Origin of the sequence: Vibrio sp. YYF0003 (assembly GCF_036350715.1) — a bacterium.
In the GTDB taxonomy this organism is placed as follows: domain Bacteria; phylum Pseudomonadota; class Gammaproteobacteria; order Enterobacterales; family Vibrionaceae; genus Vibrio; species Vibrio natriegens.
In genome coordinates this window covers 449,797-468,644 of record NZ_JAZDWA010000001.1, presented here as the reverse complement: position 1 = coordinate 468,644, position 18,848 = coordinate 449,797, and the positions used below count along the sequence as shown (strand labels likewise).

Annotated in this window: 15 protein-coding genes; 5 read left to right on the top strand and 10 right to left on the bottom strand. The window is 45.1% G+C overall.

The genetic code is table 11. The annotated features are described in order from the left end of the window. Positions 1–99: 99 nt before the first annotated feature. Genes fruA through fruB form a run of 3 tightly spaced genes read right to left on the bottom strand, consistent with a single transcriptional unit; the run spans position 100 to position 3,970 of the window. On the bottom strand, positions 100–1,833 hold the full coding sequence (fruA, locus tag V1U08_RS02115) for a PTS fructose transporter subunit IIBC (RefSeq protein WP_330469781.1): 1,734 nt from the start codon (positions 1,831–1,833) through the stop codon (positions 100–102). A 19-nt stretch (positions 1,834–1,852) separates the two neighbouring features. After that, on the bottom strand, positions 1,853–2,827 hold the full coding sequence (pfkB, locus tag V1U08_RS02110; protein ID WP_014234294.1) for a 1-phosphofructokinase: 975 nt from the start codon (positions 2,825–2,827) through the stop codon (positions 1,853–1,855). A gap of 9 nt (positions 2,828–2,836) precedes the next feature. Then, the gene (gene fruB, locus V1U08_RS02105) at positions 2,837–3,970 is read right to left on the bottom strand and encodes a fused PTS fructose transporter subunit IIA/HPr protein (RefSeq protein ID WP_020334937.1); all 1,134 of its coding nucleotides are present in this window, start codon (positions 3,968–3,970) and stop codon (positions 2,837–2,839) included. A gap of 377 nt (positions 3,971–4,347) precedes the next feature. On the opposite strand from fruB, the gene cra reads away from it, so the two are divergent. Further along, positions 4,348–5,328: a catabolite repressor/activator gene (cra, locus tag V1U08_RS02100; protein ID WP_014234292.1), complete on the top strand. Its 981-nt coding sequence runs from the start codon at positions 4,348–4,350 to the stop codon at positions 5,326–5,328. Positions 5,329–5,345: 17 nt separating this feature from the next. Here the strand turns inward: cra and V1U08_RS02095 are convergent, their stop codons facing one another. Then, on the bottom strand, positions 5,346–6,299 hold the full coding sequence (locus V1U08_RS02095) for an endonuclease/exonuclease/phosphatase family protein (RefSeq protein WP_330469780.1): 954 nt from the start codon (positions 6,297–6,299) through the stop codon (positions 5,346–5,348). A 192-nt stretch (positions 6,300–6,491) separates the two neighbouring features. Between V1U08_RS02095 and V1U08_RS02090 the strand changes: the two genes are divergently transcribed. Further along, positions 6,492–7,013 carry an RNA-binding S4 domain-containing protein gene (locus V1U08_RS02090; protein ID WP_020334935.1) on the top strand — a complete coding sequence of 174 codons (522 nt, stop codon included), beginning with the start codon at positions 6,492–6,494 and terminating at the stop codon, positions 7,011–7,013. A 64-nt stretch (positions 7,014–7,077) separates the two neighbouring features. On the opposite strand, the gene V1U08_RS02085 is transcribed toward V1U08_RS02090, so the two are convergent. The 6 genes from V1U08_RS02085 to V1U08_RS02060 form a co-directional block, all read right to left on the bottom strand. Continuing rightward, positions 7,078–7,998 (bottom strand): amino acid ABC transporter permease, encoded by a 921-nt coding sequence (locus tag V1U08_RS02085; RefSeq protein ID WP_330469779.1) that lies wholly within the window; start codon positions 7,996–7,998, stop codon positions 7,078–7,080. Positions 7,999–8,074: 76 nt separating this feature from the next. After that, entirely contained in the window at positions 8,075–8,893 is an 819-nt protein-coding gene (locus V1U08_RS02080) for a transporter substrate-binding domain-containing protein (protein ID WP_020334933.1), read from the bottom strand. A gap of 9 nt (positions 8,894–8,902) precedes the next feature. After that, positions 8,903–9,700: an amino acid ABC transporter permease gene (locus V1U08_RS02075; RefSeq protein WP_330469778.1), complete on the bottom strand. Its 798-nt coding sequence runs from the start codon at positions 9,698–9,700 to the stop codon at positions 8,903–8,905. After that, entirely contained in the window at positions 9,700–10,434 is a 735-nt protein-coding gene (locus V1U08_RS02070) for an amino acid ABC transporter ATP-binding protein (protein WP_330469777.1), read from the bottom strand. Before V1U08_RS02070 ends, V1U08_RS02075 begins: the two co-directional genes overlap by 1 nt. Positions 10,435–10,634: 200 nt before the next feature. Further along, positions 10,635–12,107: a pyruvate kinase gene (pyk, locus tag V1U08_RS02065; protein WP_330469776.1), complete on the bottom strand. Its 1,473-nt coding sequence runs from the start codon at positions 12,105–12,107 to the stop codon at positions 10,635–10,637. A 172-nt stretch (positions 12,108–12,279) separates the two neighbouring features. After that, positions 12,280–13,659, bottom strand: coding sequence for an MFS transporter (locus V1U08_RS02060; protein WP_330469775.1), 1,380 nt, complete (start codon positions 13,657–13,659; stop codon positions 12,280–12,282). Positions 13,660–13,946: 287 nt separating this feature from the next. Here V1U08_RS02060 and V1U08_RS02055 point away from each other — a divergent pair, with 287 nt between their 5' ends. Genes V1U08_RS02055 through V1U08_RS02045 form a run of 3 tightly spaced genes read left to right on the top strand, consistent with a single transcriptional unit; the run spans position 13,947 to position 18,845 of the window. Further along, positions 13,947–15,236 (top strand): ABC transporter substrate-binding protein, encoded by a 1,290-nt coding sequence (locus tag V1U08_RS02055; protein ID WP_330469774.1) that lies wholly within the window; start codon positions 13,947–13,949, stop codon positions 15,234–15,236. Continuing rightward, positions 15,233–17,587, top strand: coding sequence for an ATP-binding protein (locus V1U08_RS02050; protein WP_330470224.1), 2,355 nt, complete (start codon positions 15,233–15,235; stop codon positions 17,585–17,587). Before V1U08_RS02055 ends, V1U08_RS02050 begins: the two co-directional genes overlap by 4 nt. After that, positions 17,577–18,845: a sigma-54-dependent transcriptional regulator gene (locus V1U08_RS02045; protein ID WP_330469773.1), complete on the top strand. Its 1,269-nt coding sequence runs from the start codon at positions 17,577–17,579 to the stop codon at positions 18,843–18,845. Before V1U08_RS02050 ends, V1U08_RS02045 begins: the two co-directional genes overlap by 11 nt. Positions 18,846–18,848 lie beyond the last annotated feature (3 nt).

Here is an 18,848-nt window from a genome sequence, read left to right as displayed (position 1 = left end):
TTCTCAGGGCTTTTTTTGTATCAAAGCCAGATAAAAAAAACGCCTCTCTCAACCGGAACATGAGAGAGGCGTAAGATGCCGGGGGGCTTTAAAAGAATATTAAGCAGTAACTTCTTGCTTTGCTTCTGCTTTGTTTTTTAGGAATGCGTAAGTGAAACCTGTTACCGCAGTACCTGCAGCAATCGCAACCAGGTACATTAGTACTGGAGTGATTGCGTTAGGGATAAGCAGTACAAACAGGCCACCGTGTGGTGCCATAAGTTTTGCACCAAACAGCATAGAAAGTGCACCTGTTAACGCACCACCTGCCATACAAGCAGGGATAACGCGCATTGGATCTTTTGCTGCGAACGGAATAGCACCTTCAGAGATGAAGCATAAGCCCAGTACAAATGATGCTTTACCAGCTTCGCGCTCACTCTCTTCAAATTTGTTCTTAGCAAGGAATGTAGCCAGACCCATACCCAGAGCCGGAACCATACCAGCAGCCATAATTGCCGCCATTGGTGCGTAAGTTTGAGAAGCCAGTAGACCAACACCGAATGCATAAGCTGCTTTGTTTACCGGGCCACCCAAGTCGAAACACATCATTGCGCCAAGGATAATACCTAGCAGAACTGCGCGGTCTGAGCCCATGTTGTTTAGGAATTCAGTCAAACCGTTCATGATCCCTGCAACCGGACCACCAACGATGTAGATCATTACTAAACCAGTAAACAGGGTAGCAACGAAAGGAATGATAAGAATCGGTTTTAGTGCTTCCATAGATTGTGGCAGTGATACTTTATCAGCCAGTAGTTTCGCCGAGTAACCCGCAATGAAACCTGCTGCGATACCGCCTAAGAAACCTGAACCGATAGAACTAGCCAGCATACCGCCAACCAAACCTGGAGCCAGGCCCGGGCGGTCTGCAATTGAGAAGGCAATGAAACCTGCAAGAACCGGAATCATAAGCGCGAACGCAGAACCACCACCGATATTCATCAGTGCAGCGGCCATAGTACCTTCTTCTTTAAAGGCTTCGATACCGAACACGAAGGATAGGGCAATGATCAAACCACCTGCAACTACCACCGGAAGCATGTGCGATACACCTGTCATCAGGTGTTTGTACACGCCTTTTTTCTCTTCCGTTGCAGACTCACTAGAAGAGCCAGAGTGCTGGTAAACCGTCGCCTGTTCAAAGGCTTTGTCCATTTCTTCTGCTGTTTTCTTAAGTGCTGGACCAGTCTTAGTACGGTACATTTTCTTACCGTTAAAGCGATCTAGTGGCACTTCGATATCTGCTGCGATGATTACTAAATCCGCTTCTTCGATCTCTTGCGCGGTTAGCTGGTTTTTAGCACCGACAGAGCCACGAGTTTCCACTTTGATTTGGTGTCCACGACGTTTGCCTTCTTCATCCAGCGCTTCTGCTGCCATAAAGGTATGAGCAACACCTGTCGGACAAGCTGTGATAGCAACAATTTTCTTCACAGAGGACGCGGTGCTTTCTGCTGGCGCTGAAACGGTTGTCGCTTGCTCCAGCACACTTGCGCTCTCTACAGCAGTTTGCAGAAATGCCTCGGCATCTTTTGCTACTGCACCTATCTCGGCTTGATAGACTTTTTTGCCTACGAAACGAGAAGTATCTACCGGCGTATTCGCGGCGATGATGATAGCTTCAGCCTGTTCAATGTCAGCGTCTGTAAGTAAATTAGGTTCGATGATGCTCGATTTACATTCAATCTTTGCATTCCATCCCAGTTTAGTCGCTGCTTGATCGAGTAGTCCTGCTGCCAGGATGCTGTTTGCAACACCACTTGGACAGGCTGTAATAATGGCAATATTCATACTGATAACCTTCTGTTCCTTAGTTATTGTCTAAGTTTGTATTAGAGTTAAGCTCGCTCACTTGAGTTTGTAGCTTAATGTTCTCCAGTTCTTCCTGACTGGTAAGTCCAACGCCCACCTGACTCACTGCTAAAGCAGAAAGTGCTGTGGCGAAGCGTAATAATTCGTTCTTTGGCATGACTTGCATGTGGCCCCAACACAGCCCAGCAACAAGTGTGTCACCTGCGCCTACGGTACTGACCACATTCATTCTCGGTGGTTGTGCGCGTAGCCACTCACCTTGATTGAGCCACATCACACCATTCGCTCCCATAGAAACGACGATGTTTTCAATTCCTTTATCAGCCAGGGATTGTGCCGCTTGTTGACATTGTTCTGGCGTTTCGAGGTGCTGACCAACAAAGTCACTCAGCTCTTCGTCGTTAGGCTTGATAAGCCAAGGGTGCGCATCAATACCCGCACTCAAAGCCGCTTTACTGCTATCAAACAAAACCTTCTTGCCTAGTTGGTGCAGTTTTTCGATCCAAGCGGCGCATAGTTCAGGAGTCACGCCACCCGGAAGGCTACCTGCGAGCACAAAGTAGTCGTGCGTCTCTGCAAGTCGGAAAAGCGTATCTTCGAAACGAGCGATGTCTTCAGCTGTAACCTGAACGCCCGGGAAGTTGATGTCACTGACTTCGCCGTTTGATTCAACGAGTTTTACGTTGATTCGGGTAGAGCCTTCAACTTCGATAAACTCGTCTTTAACGTCAATCTCTGCAAATAGCTGGTGGAAAAGCTCTGGATTATCTTTACCCAAGAATCCGGTTACGGTTACGTCTGCGCCTAAATCACTCAGCACTTTCGCCACGTTCACACCTTTACCGGCAGCATGGAGGTTGCTTTGTTTCACTAGGCTTACTGAGCCCACTTTTAACGCCTCAACCGAGCCTGTAAGGTCAAGCGCTGGATTCAGCGTAATAGTGACGACTTTGTTTGTTTTTGTGCTAGTCATAACCGCCCCTTAACCTTCACCAAGGCCAGATGCAATTGCGTTACCGATTGATTCAAGTGCTTGAGCGGCATCTGGGCCTTCAGCAGAGAACTGAAGCTGGTGGCCGTGTTTCACACCTAAGGCGATAACTTTCATTAAGCTTTTCGCGTTTACTGTTTTTCCGTCACCGTCTAGGTTAGACACCTGAATTTTTGACTCGAATTTTTTAGCTTCTGCAACCAGCATTGCACCTGGACGAGCGTGCAGACCATGCGAGTTTTTGATTTTGAACACTGCTGTGTTTCCGTCTCCGGAAGCAGCAGGCGCCATTTCCTCACCATTAAACAGAGCAAGAACCTGTTCAGCAGATGCGTCGAGTAATTTGCCGTGTTCTTTGTTGAACACAAGCTGAGAAAGCGTATTTAGCATAGGCTGGTGAGCGTTGTTGCAAGCGGCAAAAGCAACCAATGCTCGTACTGGTTGACCTTCGTAGTTACAGTCGTTCGCCGTTGAAACAAAAGAAACGCCTGTACGGGTTACTTGTTTGTTGCTTCCTACTAGCCATAGGCCATTACCAAGGTGAGTTGGCGCTTTAGTTACAAGGTCCGCAACAAATTCTTTGTCCGCACAACCTGTATTTTTAAGTAGTCCGCCAGCGACTGCGCTCATTTGAACCATATCGCTAGCAGGGAAATTGAGCTGAATAAGTGACGCGTCGAAGTCAGCTTCTAGCTGAACATCACCATGAAGTAGGGCAATAATGTCATCTTCGCTTTTTGCTGTGCGCAGGCGTTCTTCGACACCATCAGCACCCAGAACTTTTGTAAGCTGTTTAAGGATACCAAGGTGTTCATCTGACTTGGCAGCGATACCAATAGCAACGAATACGGTATTACCGTCTCCCCATTCAACGCCTTCAGGGAAGTGATGTACCGCGACACCAGTGGTTTTAACCATTGAGCGAGTGTCGGTCGTTCCGTGCGGTATCGCAATGCCATTGCCTAAAAAGGTAGAGTTTTGGTTTTCGCGATTAAGCATGCCTTCTACATAACCTTGCTCAACCAAACCTTTTTCAGTCAGGCTCTGAGCAATGCTTTTGATTGCTTCAAACTTATCTGTTGCAGATTGCGATAGGGTAATGTCGTTCTTACTTAGCTTAAGCATGGTGCTCTCCAGCATTAAGGTGTCAATTTAAAATTCATTTCGGTTGTGCTGCTTTACGTCGTCTTAAAGATGATGGCGTTAGCGCCCAACATTTCTTGTCTAATTTATTTGTTTTTATGTTTAGCTGAAACGATTCAGCAGTGCGTTAAATTTTTTAAGAACTTCAGCAAAACTATTTAAATCAATCGTTAATTTTCGTTCTTATAATCCTAGACCATGTGGCTGATAATTGCCGTGTTTTGGTGATTTAGGTCAATTTTTAGGTTTTTGCTGAATCCTTTCAGCTTTTATACTGAATCGGTTCAGCATATAATTCAACTTATCGTCGGATCATTGATGTATTAATATGATCACGCGCACAGAATAAGGTTAACAATATGACACTGGATGAAATAGCCAAACTGGCAGGCGTTTCGAAAACAACTGCGAGCTATGTAATCAACGGGAAAGCGCAGAAATATCGAATAAGCGAAAAAACGCAAAAGCGAGTCATGGCGGTTGTCGATGAACACAACTACAAGCCAGATCATGCGGCTTCCGCTTTACGAGCGGGTAACTCACGTTCGTTTGGGCTTATCATTCCAGATTTGGAAAACACCAGTTACGCTCGTTTAGCAAAACTTATCGAACAAAACTCGCGTAAAGCGGGGTACCAAATTTTAATCGGTTGTTCTGATGATGATCCGGAAACGGAGCAAAAGGTTGCTGAAGCGTTGATCAGTCGTCGGATTGATGCGCTGTTTGTTGCGAGCGGTATGCCAAACGCCAACGAGTTTTATCTCAAATTGCAAAACTCAGGGACACCAGTGATTGCACTCGACCGTCCCATGGATGACGAGCATTTTTGCTGCATACTGAGTGAAGATTTTGATGCAGCGCTGGAGCTAACCGAATCGGTACTGTCAAACGAGATAAACTCTGTCGGATTGATCGGTGCATTGCCTGATTTACAAATCTCTAAGGAGCGTGAATTAGGTTTCCGTTCAGCATGCCAGCAAGGAAATAAAACGGTTCAGGTCGGCTATGGCCAGCAGTTCTCTCGAGAAGAAGGTAAAAAGGTGTTAGAGAAATGGTTGGCTGATGATCACCTTCCTGACGCTATTGTCACCACGTCTTACACCTTACTTGAAGGTGTTTTAGACATGATGCTGGAACAGCCAGATTTAATGAGCAAAGTGCGTTTAGCTACGTTTGGTGATAATCGTCTGCTGGACTTTCTCTCTGTAAAAATTAACTCCTTGCCTCAGCAATTCGAAGTCATTGCGGACAGTGCAATGGAACTCGCATTGAATGCTTCTGCAAAACGTTATAAGCCTGGAGTGGAGCTAATTCCCCGTAAGATAGTGAAGCGTCAGTAATAATTGGTCCGCCAATACTACAATTTAACCTCTACCGTCAGTGCGACAAATGCATGGTCGCTGGCGTACTTATCCCTCTCAAAAGAGGGATTAATCAAATGCTGATCTAACACTTGATAGTCAACCACGTCGGCGACTGAGACATCAGAATGTTCATCAAACTCTTGTGACAGCAGTATGTAGTCGAGCACATTGCCTTTAGAAAAATGATAGTGGGTTGCAGGGCGATCATTGAGCGTCGGTGACACTTGTAAATCCCAGCCATCTTTGATTTGCAATTCAGTGACGCTGTCACTAAAAGTTTCAGTTAATACGCTGTTTACACCGTTGATTGTGATGGGTTGATTCATATCACCCATTAAAACCGTCGGCATCGGTGCGTTTTTGTATTGATTCTGCATCGAATCTCGAAGCATGGCGGCTTCCCATCCCCGTTGCTGTGTTGATAACCAGCGCGCAAGTACACGGCTTGTGTCTTCAGCGTTATTTGAATCTGCAGGACGTTGCGACTTCAAATGAACAACGTAGACCGCGATATGACCAAGTGTCGGATGCACAATCTGCGCGTAAATTGGCTTACGGCTGAATTCTGGTGAAGCATTCATCTCAAATGGGATGAGCGAGCTTCGATCAAACGTGACGGGTTGAACTTGTTCTATCGGAAAGCGAGAAGCGATCGCGACTACCGGATGGGTGTAAATGTATTCGTCTTCTACTTGAGGTGTATCGACAGTGGCAAAGTAGGGGTACCCAATGCTTTTAAAAAATGACTTCGTTTCTTCGATACTGAACACTTCCTGCAAGCCAATGATGTCAGGTTCGAGTTTTTCAATTTGATTTTGCATCCAGGCAAGCTTTCCTTGCCATTGTTCATGAGAATAAATGTTCTCAAAGTCGTAATAGGCATTAGGTGGAGCAATAAAATTAAATAGGTTCGCCGTAACAAAAGTTATCTGGCTTGGTCTGGACAAAATGCGTTCTCGTTTTAGAAATTATCTGGACAGTATATACATAAGACTTTGTCTGTTGCAGGTTTAATCCGCGAAGTTAACATAAACAGCACGTTAAAATTTAGTCTGTGATTCCTGCAAAATTACGCTGAGGTATCTATTTCCCGGCAATCCGTTTAAACTCCCGATCAACAAGTTAAATGAGTAAACGACATGACCCAAGACTACGAACGCGAAGCCTATTTAGATAACGAAGAGTTAGAAGGCGAAGAGATAGAAATCGAAGCGATAGGTATCGAAGTTGATGCCCACCCAATCGAGTTGTATAAGCTTTTCAAAATCGCAAACTTGGTAAGTGGTGGCGGTGAAGCGAAGCACATCATTGATGAAGGTTATGTCGCAGTCAACGGTGAGCTTGAAACGAGAAAGCGCCGTAAAATGTACGATGGCGATTTTTTCGAGTTCAATCAAGAGTACTACGTTGTTGTTTGCGACGCGCCAGTCACGGAACCTGAAGCGAAAGAAGCAAAGCCTAAGCAAGCTCCGCAAAAGCAGCAAAGTAAACCTCAGCCTTCGTCAAACAAGCCAAAAGCGGCAAGCAAGCCGAATAAATCGAATCAGAATAAAGGCAATAAGGCGACTAAACCGAAAAATAGCAAGAAAGCCGCTACGGAAAACAAGCCAAAACCAAGCCGCGATCCGAAAAGCGGACGTAACTCTATCGATTTCTTCTGATAAGGTTTCGATGATGATGACAAGCGCCGACATTACGTTCGGCGCTTTTTCGTTGTGTGTTTGATTAGTAAGAATATGACTTTGATTTTTTCTCTACATAGCGAAAAAACAGCGAAAGCCCAAAGCAGACGATGAAGTAGGTGAAGCCTACGAACAACCAAATCTCAAATATATAACCTGACGAATTCGCCATCTCAGTTCCAACAAACGTCATCTCCTGGATAGAAATAAGAGAGACAATCGAGGTGTCTTTGACTAACGAAATGGTTTGGCCGGCGAGTGCAGGGGTGATCGCTTTAAGCACTTGCGGGGCGATGACAAAGCGGTATTTTATCCAGCGTGACAGGCCCAAAGAGTCTGCGGCTTCCCATTGACATTGTTCGATACTCTGCAAGCCCGCACGAACGACTTCCGCGATGTATGCCGATGAGAGTAATCCAACACAAAGTACGCCAGATGCGAGATTTTCCCACAGCTGTGCGGGACCAAATAAAACGTGTTGGAGTGAATTAGGCTCACCTTGATAGTTGCGTAATAGCGAATCTAAACCAAGCAGCGGGATCAATTGGTTAGAAATAAAAAAGTAGAAGATAAATACAAACACTAAAGGTGGAATATTTCTAACTAGCTGGATAAACGCGTTGGCTGGCGTGCGTAGCCAAACAGCATTTGAGAAGCGAGCCAATCCAAGCAGCGTTCCCAGCACTAGTGCAAAGGTAAGGCCCCAAAGGCTCAGCCTTAATGTAGAGATCAAACCCTGAAAAAAGTAAGGGAGACTGCCATCAGCTCTTGGGGTAAAGAGTAGATTGAATGCTTCCGACCAGTGCCAAATGTAGTTGATACCAATGGTTGAGCGATAGTAGAGCCAGAAACCGACGATTGCACAAATAGCCACTAACACTACGTCGAGCAAGCGAAAGCGTGCTAATATCGAACCTGATCGAGTTTTGCTTGGTGCCAGTCGAGTGCTCGTTTGTCCGCTCAAATTTATTGTCTCCAATTCTTTTTTATTGTTAGACCGAGGCTCGTTTCATAGTGAGCCTCGTTTCAGCCACGCAAAATTATTGACCTTGTGCGACTTGATCCTGCCAATCTAGTGTTGAGAACCAGTACTCATAACGTTCTTTCAACCAACCATCTTGAGTACGTGCTTCAATCCATTTATTAAAGAAGGCTTTCTTATCGTCTTCACCTAAGCGGACAGCAAAGGCTTCGTTTCCTTTTGAAAGACGCTCAGAAAATGGCAGGAATAACTTGTCGCTGTGCTTAACGGTTTCGTGCTCAGGTTTAGGGCTTGAGGCGATTACCGCGTGAGCGTTACCATTTAGTACTTCCTGAAACGCCTGTGCATCATCATCAAACTGCAAAAGCTTTGCTTTAGGGAAATTTTCTCGTGCAACTTGAACGGTAAATGCTCCGCGACGAACTGCAATATTGACTCGGCGAGAGTCAAAGTCAGACAGCTGAGTAAAACCAGACGCGAGCTCTTTGTTTGCCGCTACCTGTACGCCAGAGTGGGAATACGGTTCAGTAAATAACACGCTTTTTGAACGCTCAGGTGTGATTGACATACCACCGATAATGACATCAAACTTTTTAGCAAGAAGTGCGGGGATGATGCCATCCCAGGCGGTAGGGACAAACTCGACGTTCAAATCAGAATCGGCAGCCAGTCGTTTGGCTACGTCAATTTCAAAGCCGATGAGCTCCCCTTGTTTATTGCGCATTGCCCAAGGTACGAAAGTCGACATGCCAACGCGTAGCGTTCCTCTTTCTTTGATTTGATCTAAATTTGCAGTTGTAGATTCTTCACTTGCTAACGAAGGTAAAGAGAGAGCAAGTCCCAATATCGCTGTGATGGTCGCTTTGAATAACGTCATGTTATCTCCTTATAATTTGCGCCAACTGGCTCCTAATTTGTGTTCCAGCAACGCGGATAGGCCGGATAATGAGAGTGTGAGAGCAAGGTAAATCGCTGCCACAGTAAACCAAATTTCAAACGGCATTGCCGTCTCTGAGACAATATTTCTCGCTTCGGTTGTGAGGTCGAAAATAGCCATCACGCTGACGATGGAAGAGTTTTTTATCAGCGACACCACTTCGTTGGTTAATGGCGGCAATGTACGTTGCAGTACCTGAGGCAAGATAACGTCTTTATAACTATAGAATGATGAAAGGCCGAGCGTCTTTGCTGCTTCAAACTGGCCTTTGGGAATGCTGTTTAACCCCGCACGGAAGATCTCTGCGGTGTAAGCGCCCTGAAAAAGTGATAGTGCTAAAACGGCGGTGCTAAATCTGTCTAGCCCGATAACCGGGCCAAACACAAAGTAGAGTAGATAGATTTGAACTAATAATGGTGTGTTACGGATCAGCTCAACGTATGCGCTGCCAATGACATTCCCGATTTTTGAATCACTTAGCCGGAGTAGCGCTGTGACTAAACCGAAGACTAAAGTGAAAAACAGACTGATGGCTGAGATTTTTAGTGTGACAACTAGACCGCTGTTCAGCTCTGCAGACCACCATTCACCGTCTTCATAAAACGCAATGTAATCCGGCACGCGCTCCCATTGCCACTGATAACCCATGGCTTGTGCGCCGGAGTCGAGTACCCAGACAATTGCAACAAACAGAATCACCATTTGCATGAGCGCTTGTAATGCTGGTTTAAATACTCGTCTTATCATCAATAACTTAAAATCTGGTTTAAAAACGCACGCGTTCTCGGGTGCTGAGGGCTATTAAATAAGGCCGCAGGGGAGTTGATTTCTACGATTTCGCCTTTATCCATAAACACGACTCGGTTTGCTACTTTTTTAGCAAATCCCATTTCGTGAGTCACACAAATCATGGTCACGCCGGTTTGCGCAAGCTCTACCATTACATCAAGCACCTCGTTGATCATTTCGGGATCTAGTGCTGAGGTTGGCTCATCAAATAATAGCAGGTCTGGTTCCATACAAAGGGAGCGTGCAATCGCAACTCTTTGTTGTTGCCCACCTGACAATTGAATTGGGTGCTTCTCTGCTTGCTCTTCAATATCGACACGTTTGAGATAGTGACGTGCGCGCTGTTCCGCTTGTTGCTTTGAAAGTTTTAGTGTTCGTTTGGGCGCGAGCATAAGGTTTTCGAGTACGGTCAGATGTGGAAAAAGGTGAAAGTGCTGAAACACCATGCCTATTTTTCCTGGCTTGATCCCTTTGTTGCGTGCGAGTTGTCCAAAAACGTAAAGCTGACCCTCTTGTATCGACTCTAAGTCGTTAATACAGCGAATAAGCGTTGATTTCCCTGACCCTGACGGTCCACACACAACAACGATTTCACCTGAGTGGACAGAAAAATTGATATCTTTGAGAGCGTGGTAATCACCATACCATTTGTTTACGTTGTTAAACTCAACGACGGGAGTAGTCTCTTTCAAAAGTTCACGCTTTTAGGGTAACGATGACTTAAACATAGCAAGTCATGAACTTGATTTCAGTTAGTGTGAACATATATTTGAACTAAAAAGTGGCACAATGAAAAAGGACCTGCCAGATGGCAGGTCAATTCCCGGTGGAGCAATTGTCGGGGGAGAAATTCAAGATCGATCTTGAATAAGGGTGATGGGTATGGGCTTGTCTAGGCGGCTACGGCTTGTTTAACTTTGGGTGCCGCGCATAATTTAAGTAAGCGACAGGCGTTAATCTCTCCCATGCCTTCAATTGAGTCTAACTGAGTCATCAAAATCGAAGAAATACTCGCGTTTTCAGCCTTTTGGCGTAAACACTCGACAAGTTGTGGAGCAATGTCGGCTGTCTCTTCTGTCACTTTAAAATACAGAGGTTCAACACCACGCAGTATCGTAAGCTGAGCGAGTAGCGACGGGTTATCACTGAGCGCCCAAATCTGGGTTTTACTTTGACAACGAGACATCAACAGAGGCGTTTCACCATCCTTAGTTAAAATTGCGACACCAAGATCTTTATGTACTCGCGATGCGGAAATCATAGAAGATAGGGCGAAGCTTTTACCCGGCTCTGAACACAAATGATGCAGTGTATCCCAACAGTCATTGTTGCATTCGAGTTCTTGCTCCGCGCCACTAGCAATACGTACCATGGCTTCTACTGCTTCTATAGGATATTTACCTGCAGCAGACTCAGCAGATAGCATGACTGCATCAGTACCATCAATAATCGCGTTTGCTACATCTAACACTTCTGCTCGAGTTGGAAGTGGGTTTTCGATCATCGACTCCAGCATCTGAGTGGCAGTAATTACGGGTTTTCCCCAGTATTTTGAGCGCTCGATAAGTGATTTTTGTACCATTGGTAATCGTGCGTCACCAATTTCTACGCCCAAATCACCTCGCGCAACCATGATTATGTCTGATGCTTGAATCACATCGTCCATGGCGGCTTTTGTCTCAACAACTTCAGCGCGTTCAACCTTTGCGACAATTTTTGCATTGCAGCCCGCTTTTAACGCCAGACTGCGAGCGTAATTGATATCTTGAGCGTTACGAGGGAAGGAGATAGCTAGAAAGTCGGCACGTAGTTTAGCTGCGGTGTCGATATCCTGAATATCTTTTTGAGTTAGTGCAGGAGCAGATAAACCACCACCTAATAGGTTGATGCCTTTACGATTTGAGAGTTTTCCACTATTCAGAACCGTTGTTTTAATCGCTTGATTATGGCGCTCTACACTGGTTACTTTAAGTTGAATACGACCATCGTCAAGTAGAAGAATGTCACCCTTAGCGACGTCGTTAATGAGTTCTGGATAGTCAAGGCCAACCATGTCCTGGTGACCTGATTGTGCATCTAACGTGCCGCTTAATGTGAACTCGTCACCTTGCTTCAGTTGAATTGCACCTTGCTCAAAACAAGATATGCGGATCTTTGGGCCCTGAAGATCAACCAGTACACCGACATGCGTATTTAGCTCTGCAGCAATTTCACGCACCATGTTAGCCCGAGCAATATGCTCTTCTGCTGTGCCGTGTGAAAAGTTCAGCCTGACCACATTTGCGCCAGCTTGTATCAGCTTCGTCAGTGTTTCTCGGTTTTCACTCGCAGGGCCTAAAGTCGCCACAATTTTTGTTTTACACATTTCTCACCTCAATCGACACGTAAAATAGAAATTAAACTAGGGGGAAGTTCAATCTCATAAATGCACTTTACGAGCGCACTTATGGCATTGAAGTTATTGCTTTAGGCGTTGTAATGTGAGCCTCATTTGCGTCAAGAAAAAGCGGAAGTGTTACCTCCCGCCAAGAGAGTCATTAGTGACTAGGGCGAGCTTCTAGCTCTTTATCTTCAACTGGATCGATGTCGACAACTTTCTTTGCATTCCAAACCGTGAGTGCAAGAAGTAGTGAAACCACACCAGCTGCTAACCAGAAGTACTGAGCTTGAGCGAAGTCGTACTTAGTTACGCCATCCACTTCAGTGATCTTGATAAGTGATGCAGAGACAAGCTCCTGACCAGAAGCGGCAATGTAAGAGAACAAACCGATAAAGCCTTTCACAGCGCCAACGGCGTTCTTCGGCATCAGGTCACAAGCAGTCAGACCTGCTAGGAATACCACTAGGCCACCAATTGCAAAACCAATTAGACCTAGCGCAACAGCGTCGATAATACGGTTGTCAGGACCAAAGAACATCAAGCACATACCTGCGATGTTCGCCAATCCGTAAAGTAGCGTAGGAATGTGGCGGTTAGAGTTAAACAGTTTGTCCGAAACAATACCCGATAGGATAGCGCCTGCCAGACCCGCGATAGGGTATGTAGACATAGCGAAACCTGCGTCAATCAGTGAGTAACCTTTTGCTTCTTGAAGGTAAAGTACAGCCCAAGAAGACATCGCGTAGCGAGAGATGTACATTGCTGCACACGCTGCTGCAATTAGCCAAACGACAGGTTGCTTAAGGATGAACATTTGCGCGCGGCGAGTCGCTTTTGGATCGTTCTTTTTCTTGATCTCTGGCTCTTCGTCGAATGCTGTTGCTGCATCAGGCAGGCCGTAAGTTTGTGGGCGATCTTTCAAAACAAAGAACATACAAAGAGCAGCTGCAATTGCCGCGATACCAGCACCGATGAAACCAGCACGCCAGCCGAAGTAGCTCACTAGAGAAGCGGTTAGAATCCAAGTGATACCTTCACCGATGTTACGTGAACCACCCCAGATTGAATAACGGCTACCACGTTGCTTTGGCGAGAACCACTGGAACAAAGACACACAAGAAGGCGCTGAGCCAACAGATTGGAACCAACCGTTCAGACCCCATAACAGTACAAAGAAGAACGCACTGGTATTAAGACCCATGAAAACGGCAGTAATACCTGACAAGAGTAAGGAGAACGACATAAATCGGCCAATGTTGGCATAGTCAGAGAGGAAACCGTTCGAGAACTTACCAAAAGCATAAGTAAAGAAGAAAGCCGAACCCATGATACCGAGTTCTTCAATAGTCACGATACCAGCATCCAGCATAGGCTTTTTAACTACACCTAAACTCATACGTACTACGTAGAATACTGCGTAACCAAAAACCAGTCCTAAGAATACTTGCCATTGATAGCTTTTGAAACGCGATTGCATTTCGCTTTTAGACCCATCCGAAAGCGGGAGGTCCGGGCGTGTTTTAAAGAAATTAAACATCTTGCACTCCAAGTTTTAATCACAAATGTTTTGTTGCAGCGCTATCTTGGAGTGACAGGTAGAACAGTACAAAAGCACGGATTTGAGACACAATTGACCCATATTGATATTTTTGTTGGGTCAAAAATGGGAATTTAGAACGTCGGAGCGTAACGAGATACTGATAGAATACACACAGTTTCCGTTGAAGTGCGTCAATAGTGACTCAAAGCCACAGAGTAGAAATTGTTTACTATCTGCCATAGATTTGAGTTGACGCACATTATTTATGGTTTTTGGTGGTTTTGATGGTTGGTTTTCACAAATTTGGACTGAGCTTACTATTCTGTATCGCGCTTTATTCGCCGCTGACAAAAGCAACGGATAACGAGTTGGTGATACTCACGACATTCTCGCAGGCTCCGATCACGGCTTTGGTGAATGACTTTACTGAACATTATCCGCAAGTGGCAGTTCGAGTCGTTCACCGACGTACGCATTCTAGTCTTCAGCTGTTAAGTAAGAGCTACATGCAGGATATTGATCTGGTCCTCAGCTCATCTCCGTTTTTGATGCAGGAATTGGCAAATCAGCACCGCTTGGCGAATATGCCCTCACTTGTTCAAGTTCCTGAGTGGTTATCTTCATACTTACTGCCGAACCAAAATAAGGTAGTCGCATTTGGCTATTCAGGGGCGGGAATTGTATGGAATAAGGACTATTTGGCAGCTAATCACCTACCGGAACCTACCCGTTTCCAAGATTTGACGAGTCCAGTCTACTTTGGTCACGTGACGATGAGTACGCCAAGTCGGTCGGGAACGACACAGTTGATGGTGGAAAGCTTGCTCAGCCAGTACGGATGGCAAGAAGGATGGCGAATATTGCTCAATGTTGGGGCGAATCTTGCGACTGTCTCTTCTCGTAGTTTTGGTGTGGCGGATTACATTGCTAAAGGAAAACTAGGCTTAGGCCCGACTATCGATAGCTATGCGTTAATAGCCCAGAGAAAATTCGATTACGTTGGTTTTTCATACGATAAAGATTTTACACTCATGCCCACATACATTGCGCAAATCAACCGAGGCAAAAGAGACAAATTGGCTGAATCTTTTATCTCCCACTTGCTCTCTCCAAGGGGGCAAAAACAGGTGGAAGCGAGCACGTTTTCCAAAACGGCATTAAATGATTCAGCTCGATATTACGGGGAAAACCCAGTTCTCGATATGGGGCAAGTGCTACCAAGAGAAGCACTAATCAATCAGATCTTTGATACTGCCATTACCAAGCGACTTCCAGAGCTTCAAGATGCCTGGCTTACTCTCATCAAATTGAATCAACAATCGGCAGGAAACTCTAAGAAACAGCAAGCGCTTAAAGAGATTGAGAAAAAGCTATTCGAATTACCACTGACTGTTGAAGCGGTCACCTCAACGGCAAAGAGCTTAAGTTCATTAGATAAAAATTCAGAAGTCGGCATGACACACTATCAGGCATTGCTTGCTGAGTTTTCCCACGATTTGGGCCGGGCGATTTCCGATAAGCTGGATTCAGTGAATAATGAACTTGCTCAATGGCGAGGGAAAGAGAAACAGTGATAGACCCTAAGTACAAGACCATTGGTGCGCGTTTAGTTGCCGCGTTTACCTGCAGTACTCTCTTACTGACTGTTGTATGCTTGGTTGCCTGGGCAACATGGAATAGTTTAGATAATCAGGTACATACTTTGTTAGAAGACAGCGTGCCTAAATATAACGCCAGCTTTTTTCTAGAAAGTAAAACGAGTGAGATTAATCGCCGAGTAGAGGCATTACAGACGGTCGGCAACAAAGTTCAGTTAGGTGAGCAGGCAATGCAGATAAATGCGCTATTGTCATCTATCTCTGCCGCCCTTAATAGCAACAAGATGAGTTCGGAATTTTATCAGCTATTGGATTCGGAAGCCGGGCTGGCGTCTTTGCTAGAGACCTATGTAGGTCTGATCTCTAAACGAATTGACCAAACTCGGCGTGTTGATCAGCTAATGGAACAAATTGATTGGCTACATCAAGATATTCGCTCAGAGCTAAAGCCTGTACGTCAGGAAGTACATTGGCAAATTGAACGAATTAGTGATTCAAAAGGAATTCAGAAGTTACTGGCTCAGCTTAGTACGCTGCAGCGTGTGATTGATATCGAGTCTGCGGTATATGACATGGTACTTGATGTTTCGGCCGCATCCATGCCTGAGCAGGTGGATAATGGCATGAAAGTTATTCATTTTCGTTTGATTGATCTTCAGGAAAGTAGCCAAAGCTTGATGAATCAACCAGCTTCTATTGCTTATCAGCAGTTACTACAAGAACTGGTGGCCGTGCTTGGTACGAATGGTGATTTTGAGAATCAACTTATGTCATTGGTTACTTTGAATGGTGATATCCAGCAGATGCAAGATCAAATTTCTCACAGTATGGAGGCGATTCACCAACAAATTGGCGCATTGGTTTCGACTGCCGATGAAACGTTTAGGCAGGTCAAGAGTGAAACGGCAGAGCGGGTGTCTTATGGCAACCATGTACTTATCGTCTGTTTTAGTCTTTCCATACTCACTAGCTTGTTTTTGACGTATTACTTTATCAACAGACGGATTGTCTCGCGCTTGATTGGATTGGGGGACAGCATTGATGCGATCATCAAAAATGATCACTCGCATCCCGTCGTAGTTGACGGTAATGACGAGATTGGCCGTTTATGTGAAAAACTCATCGAATACGGCGAAAAGGTCCAAGAAATTCAGAGAACCAACGCGCTCAGCCTGATAAACAACACGACTGCAAGTCTTATCACGAGCGACTTAAACGGCGTGGTTGAATCCGCGAACTTAAGTGCTCGTAAACTGTTAAAACTCGGCGACGTAACCGAAAGTCATCCTATCTGGGAGTACTTTCCAGAGCACTGTCGCGACCAACTTATCAAGGTATTTGACCGCTCACATTCATGGATTGAATTGGGAAAAATGCATGTAACTTTGTCCCTTGGTGACGAAAAACCAAAATACGTGCGCTTTGATATTCGTCCATTCACCCACGGCGTTGATAACAAATTGATTATGACGATTACGGATGTCACGTTACAAGAGGTGACTACCCGCACGCTGGAAAGTCGAGTGTTAGAGAAGACACAAGATTTATTGATCAAAAACCAGCAATTAGAGAATGAAATCGAAGAGCGAATTCGTACAGAAGAAAGCCTTAAGAAAACGCAAGACGAGTTAATACAAGCAGCAAAAATGGCTGTGGTTGGCCAAACAATGACGAGCCTGGCGCATGAACTTAATCAACCTCTCAACGCGATGTCGACATACTTGTACAGCGCTCGAATGTTTTTAGACCAGCAGTCGACAGACAAAGTGAGTGAGTCGATTACGCACATAGAAGGTTTAGCTGCACGTATGAGCAAGATCATTAATAGCTTGCGTCAATTTGCTCGCAAACCTGAGGGTGAGAGAAAAGTAAGCCCGGTCTCTATTCATGAAGTTGCGGAACAAGCGGCTACTATCGTCAATACCCGTGCTAAACGTCAACAAATTAAGATTGAAAACCAACTGCCAAATGGGGTGATGGTGCAAGGCGAGATGTTGGCGTTGGAACAAATATTTATCAACCTGCTGGTTAATAGTTGTGATGCGTTAATGGAAAGCACCCGAGAAGAGCACAAGAGGGTGGCGATTGACCTGCTGGAAGAGACGAGTGGATTAACAATGATTGCCATTAGTGATAACGGTACTGGTTTTGGAGAAGACATCGTACAGCGTATTTTCCAACCTTTTGTTTCTACTAAAGAGGTCGGTCTGGGTTTGAGTATGAATATTTGTAAGTCGTTGATAGAAAAACATAATGGAAGTATTTACCTCGCATCCTCGTTAGAGAAAGGTGCAATGGTTGTGTTGGAGTTACCAAATGAGCAATAACTCGTATTCAGTATTGTTGGTCGATGATGATCAGGATGTATTGGACTCATATTCATATTTGATGAATATATCGTCGATTAAGTCAAAAGCGATCAACGACCCGACACAAGCGGCACAGTACCTTACACCTGAATGGGCGGGGGTGGTTATTCTTGATATGTATATGCCTCAAATGCACGGCTTAGAATTGCTCAGAATGATCAAAAACATCGACGAGAGAATCCCCGTAATTGTGATTACGGGACACGGTGATATTCCAATGGCAGTGGATGCCGTCAAGCAGGGGGCGTGTGAGTTTCTCGAAAAGCCAATTAATCCTCCAGAATTATTAGCGTTAGTAAAACAACAGCTTGAAACTCGTACTAGCCAAGTTGAAAGTCAACTTCAAGCCGAGAAATCGATCTCACGTTCTTTGATTGGCAAGTCTGCCCATATGGAACAGATCCGTAAGCTGGTGGCACAGTATGCGCTATTAGATACGCACGTTGTCGTTTATGGTGAGGCGGGTACCGGGCGCCATAGTGTCGCAGGGTTGATCAAAGATATGATGTCTCAAAATAAAGAGACTGAGTTTAAAACACTTTCGTTAAGCAGTGCTTCAACGAAACAGTGTATCGATGAAGCAACGAATACTCTGAGCACGCTGGTTCTTGTCTTAGAAAATTTACCTGAACTGGCGGAGGAAGAGCAGAGGCACTTGGCACAGACGCTGTTAACTCGTGAACGTAATGGTAAAAAGAATCTGCGTGTCATGACTATTTTTGATGCAGAGCCAGAAGAATACATCACGAAGAACCAATTATTACCAGAGTTATACTATTTGCTTAACCAAGGTGTCGTTCATGTTCCTCCTCTAAGACAGCGTCCTGACGACATCGTGACAATATTCCACTATTTCCTGAAGTTGAGCTGTAAGAAATTAGGTAAGCCGTTACCAAGTGTGGACACAAGTTATCTTTCATTACTGAGAAACTATCCTTGGCCTGGAAACATCCGCGAATTAAGAAACATTGCTGAGCTTTATGCGATAGGGATAGTCAAGCTTACAGGGAAGGAGCGCATCTATTCTCAGAACGAAATTCAACTTCCGCTTGATGAACTGGTGGATGACTTTGAAAAGCAGCTGATTGAAGACGCGCTCTTTCTACATTCTGGACGTATCAGCGATGCAGCGAGTCACCTGCAAATACCGCGTAAAAAGCTCTATTTGAGAATGAAAAAGCATGGTATCGAGAAAGGCAATTACAAGCCTCGATAACAT

Coding starts and splice junctions, on each gene's coding strand:
- fruA (WP_330469781.1), bottom strand. CDS start 1,833: ATGAATATTGCCATTATTACAGCCTGTCCAAGTGGTGTTGCAAACAGC.
- pfkB (WP_014234294.1), bottom strand. CDS start 2,827: ATGACTAGCACAAAAACAAACAAAGTCGTCACTATTACGCTGAATCCA.
- fruB (WP_020334937.1), bottom strand. CDS start 3,970: ATGCTTAAGCTAAGTAAGAACGACATTACCCTATCGCAATCTGCAACA.
- cra (WP_014234292.1), top strand. CDS start 4,348: ATGACACTGGATGAAATAGCCAAACTGGCAGGCGTTTCGAAAACAACT.
- V1U08_RS02090 (WP_020334935.1), top strand. CDS start 6,492: ATGACCCAAGACTACGAACGCGAAGCCTATTTAGATAACGAAGAGTTA.
- V1U08_RS02080 (WP_020334933.1), bottom strand. CDS start 8,893: ATGACGTTATTCAAAGCGACCATCACAGCGATATTGGGACTTGCTCTC.
- V1U08_RS02075 (WP_330469778.1), bottom strand. CDS start 9,700: ATGATAAGACGAGTATTTAAACCAGCATTACAAGCGCTCATGCAAATG.
- pyk (WP_330469776.1), bottom strand. CDS start 12,107: ATGTGTAAAACAAAAATTGTGGCGACTTTAGGCCCTGCGAGTGAAAAC.
- V1U08_RS02060 (WP_330469775.1), bottom strand. CDS start 13,659: ATGTTTAATTTCTTTAAAACACGCCCGGACCTCCCGCTTTCGGATGGG.
- V1U08_RS02055 (WP_330469774.1), top strand. CDS start 13,947: ATGGTTGGTTTTCACAAATTTGGACTGAGCTTACTATTCTGTATCGCG.
- V1U08_RS02045 (WP_330469773.1), top strand. CDS start 17,577: ATGAGCAATAACTCGTATTCAGTATTGTTGGTCGATGATGATCAGGAT.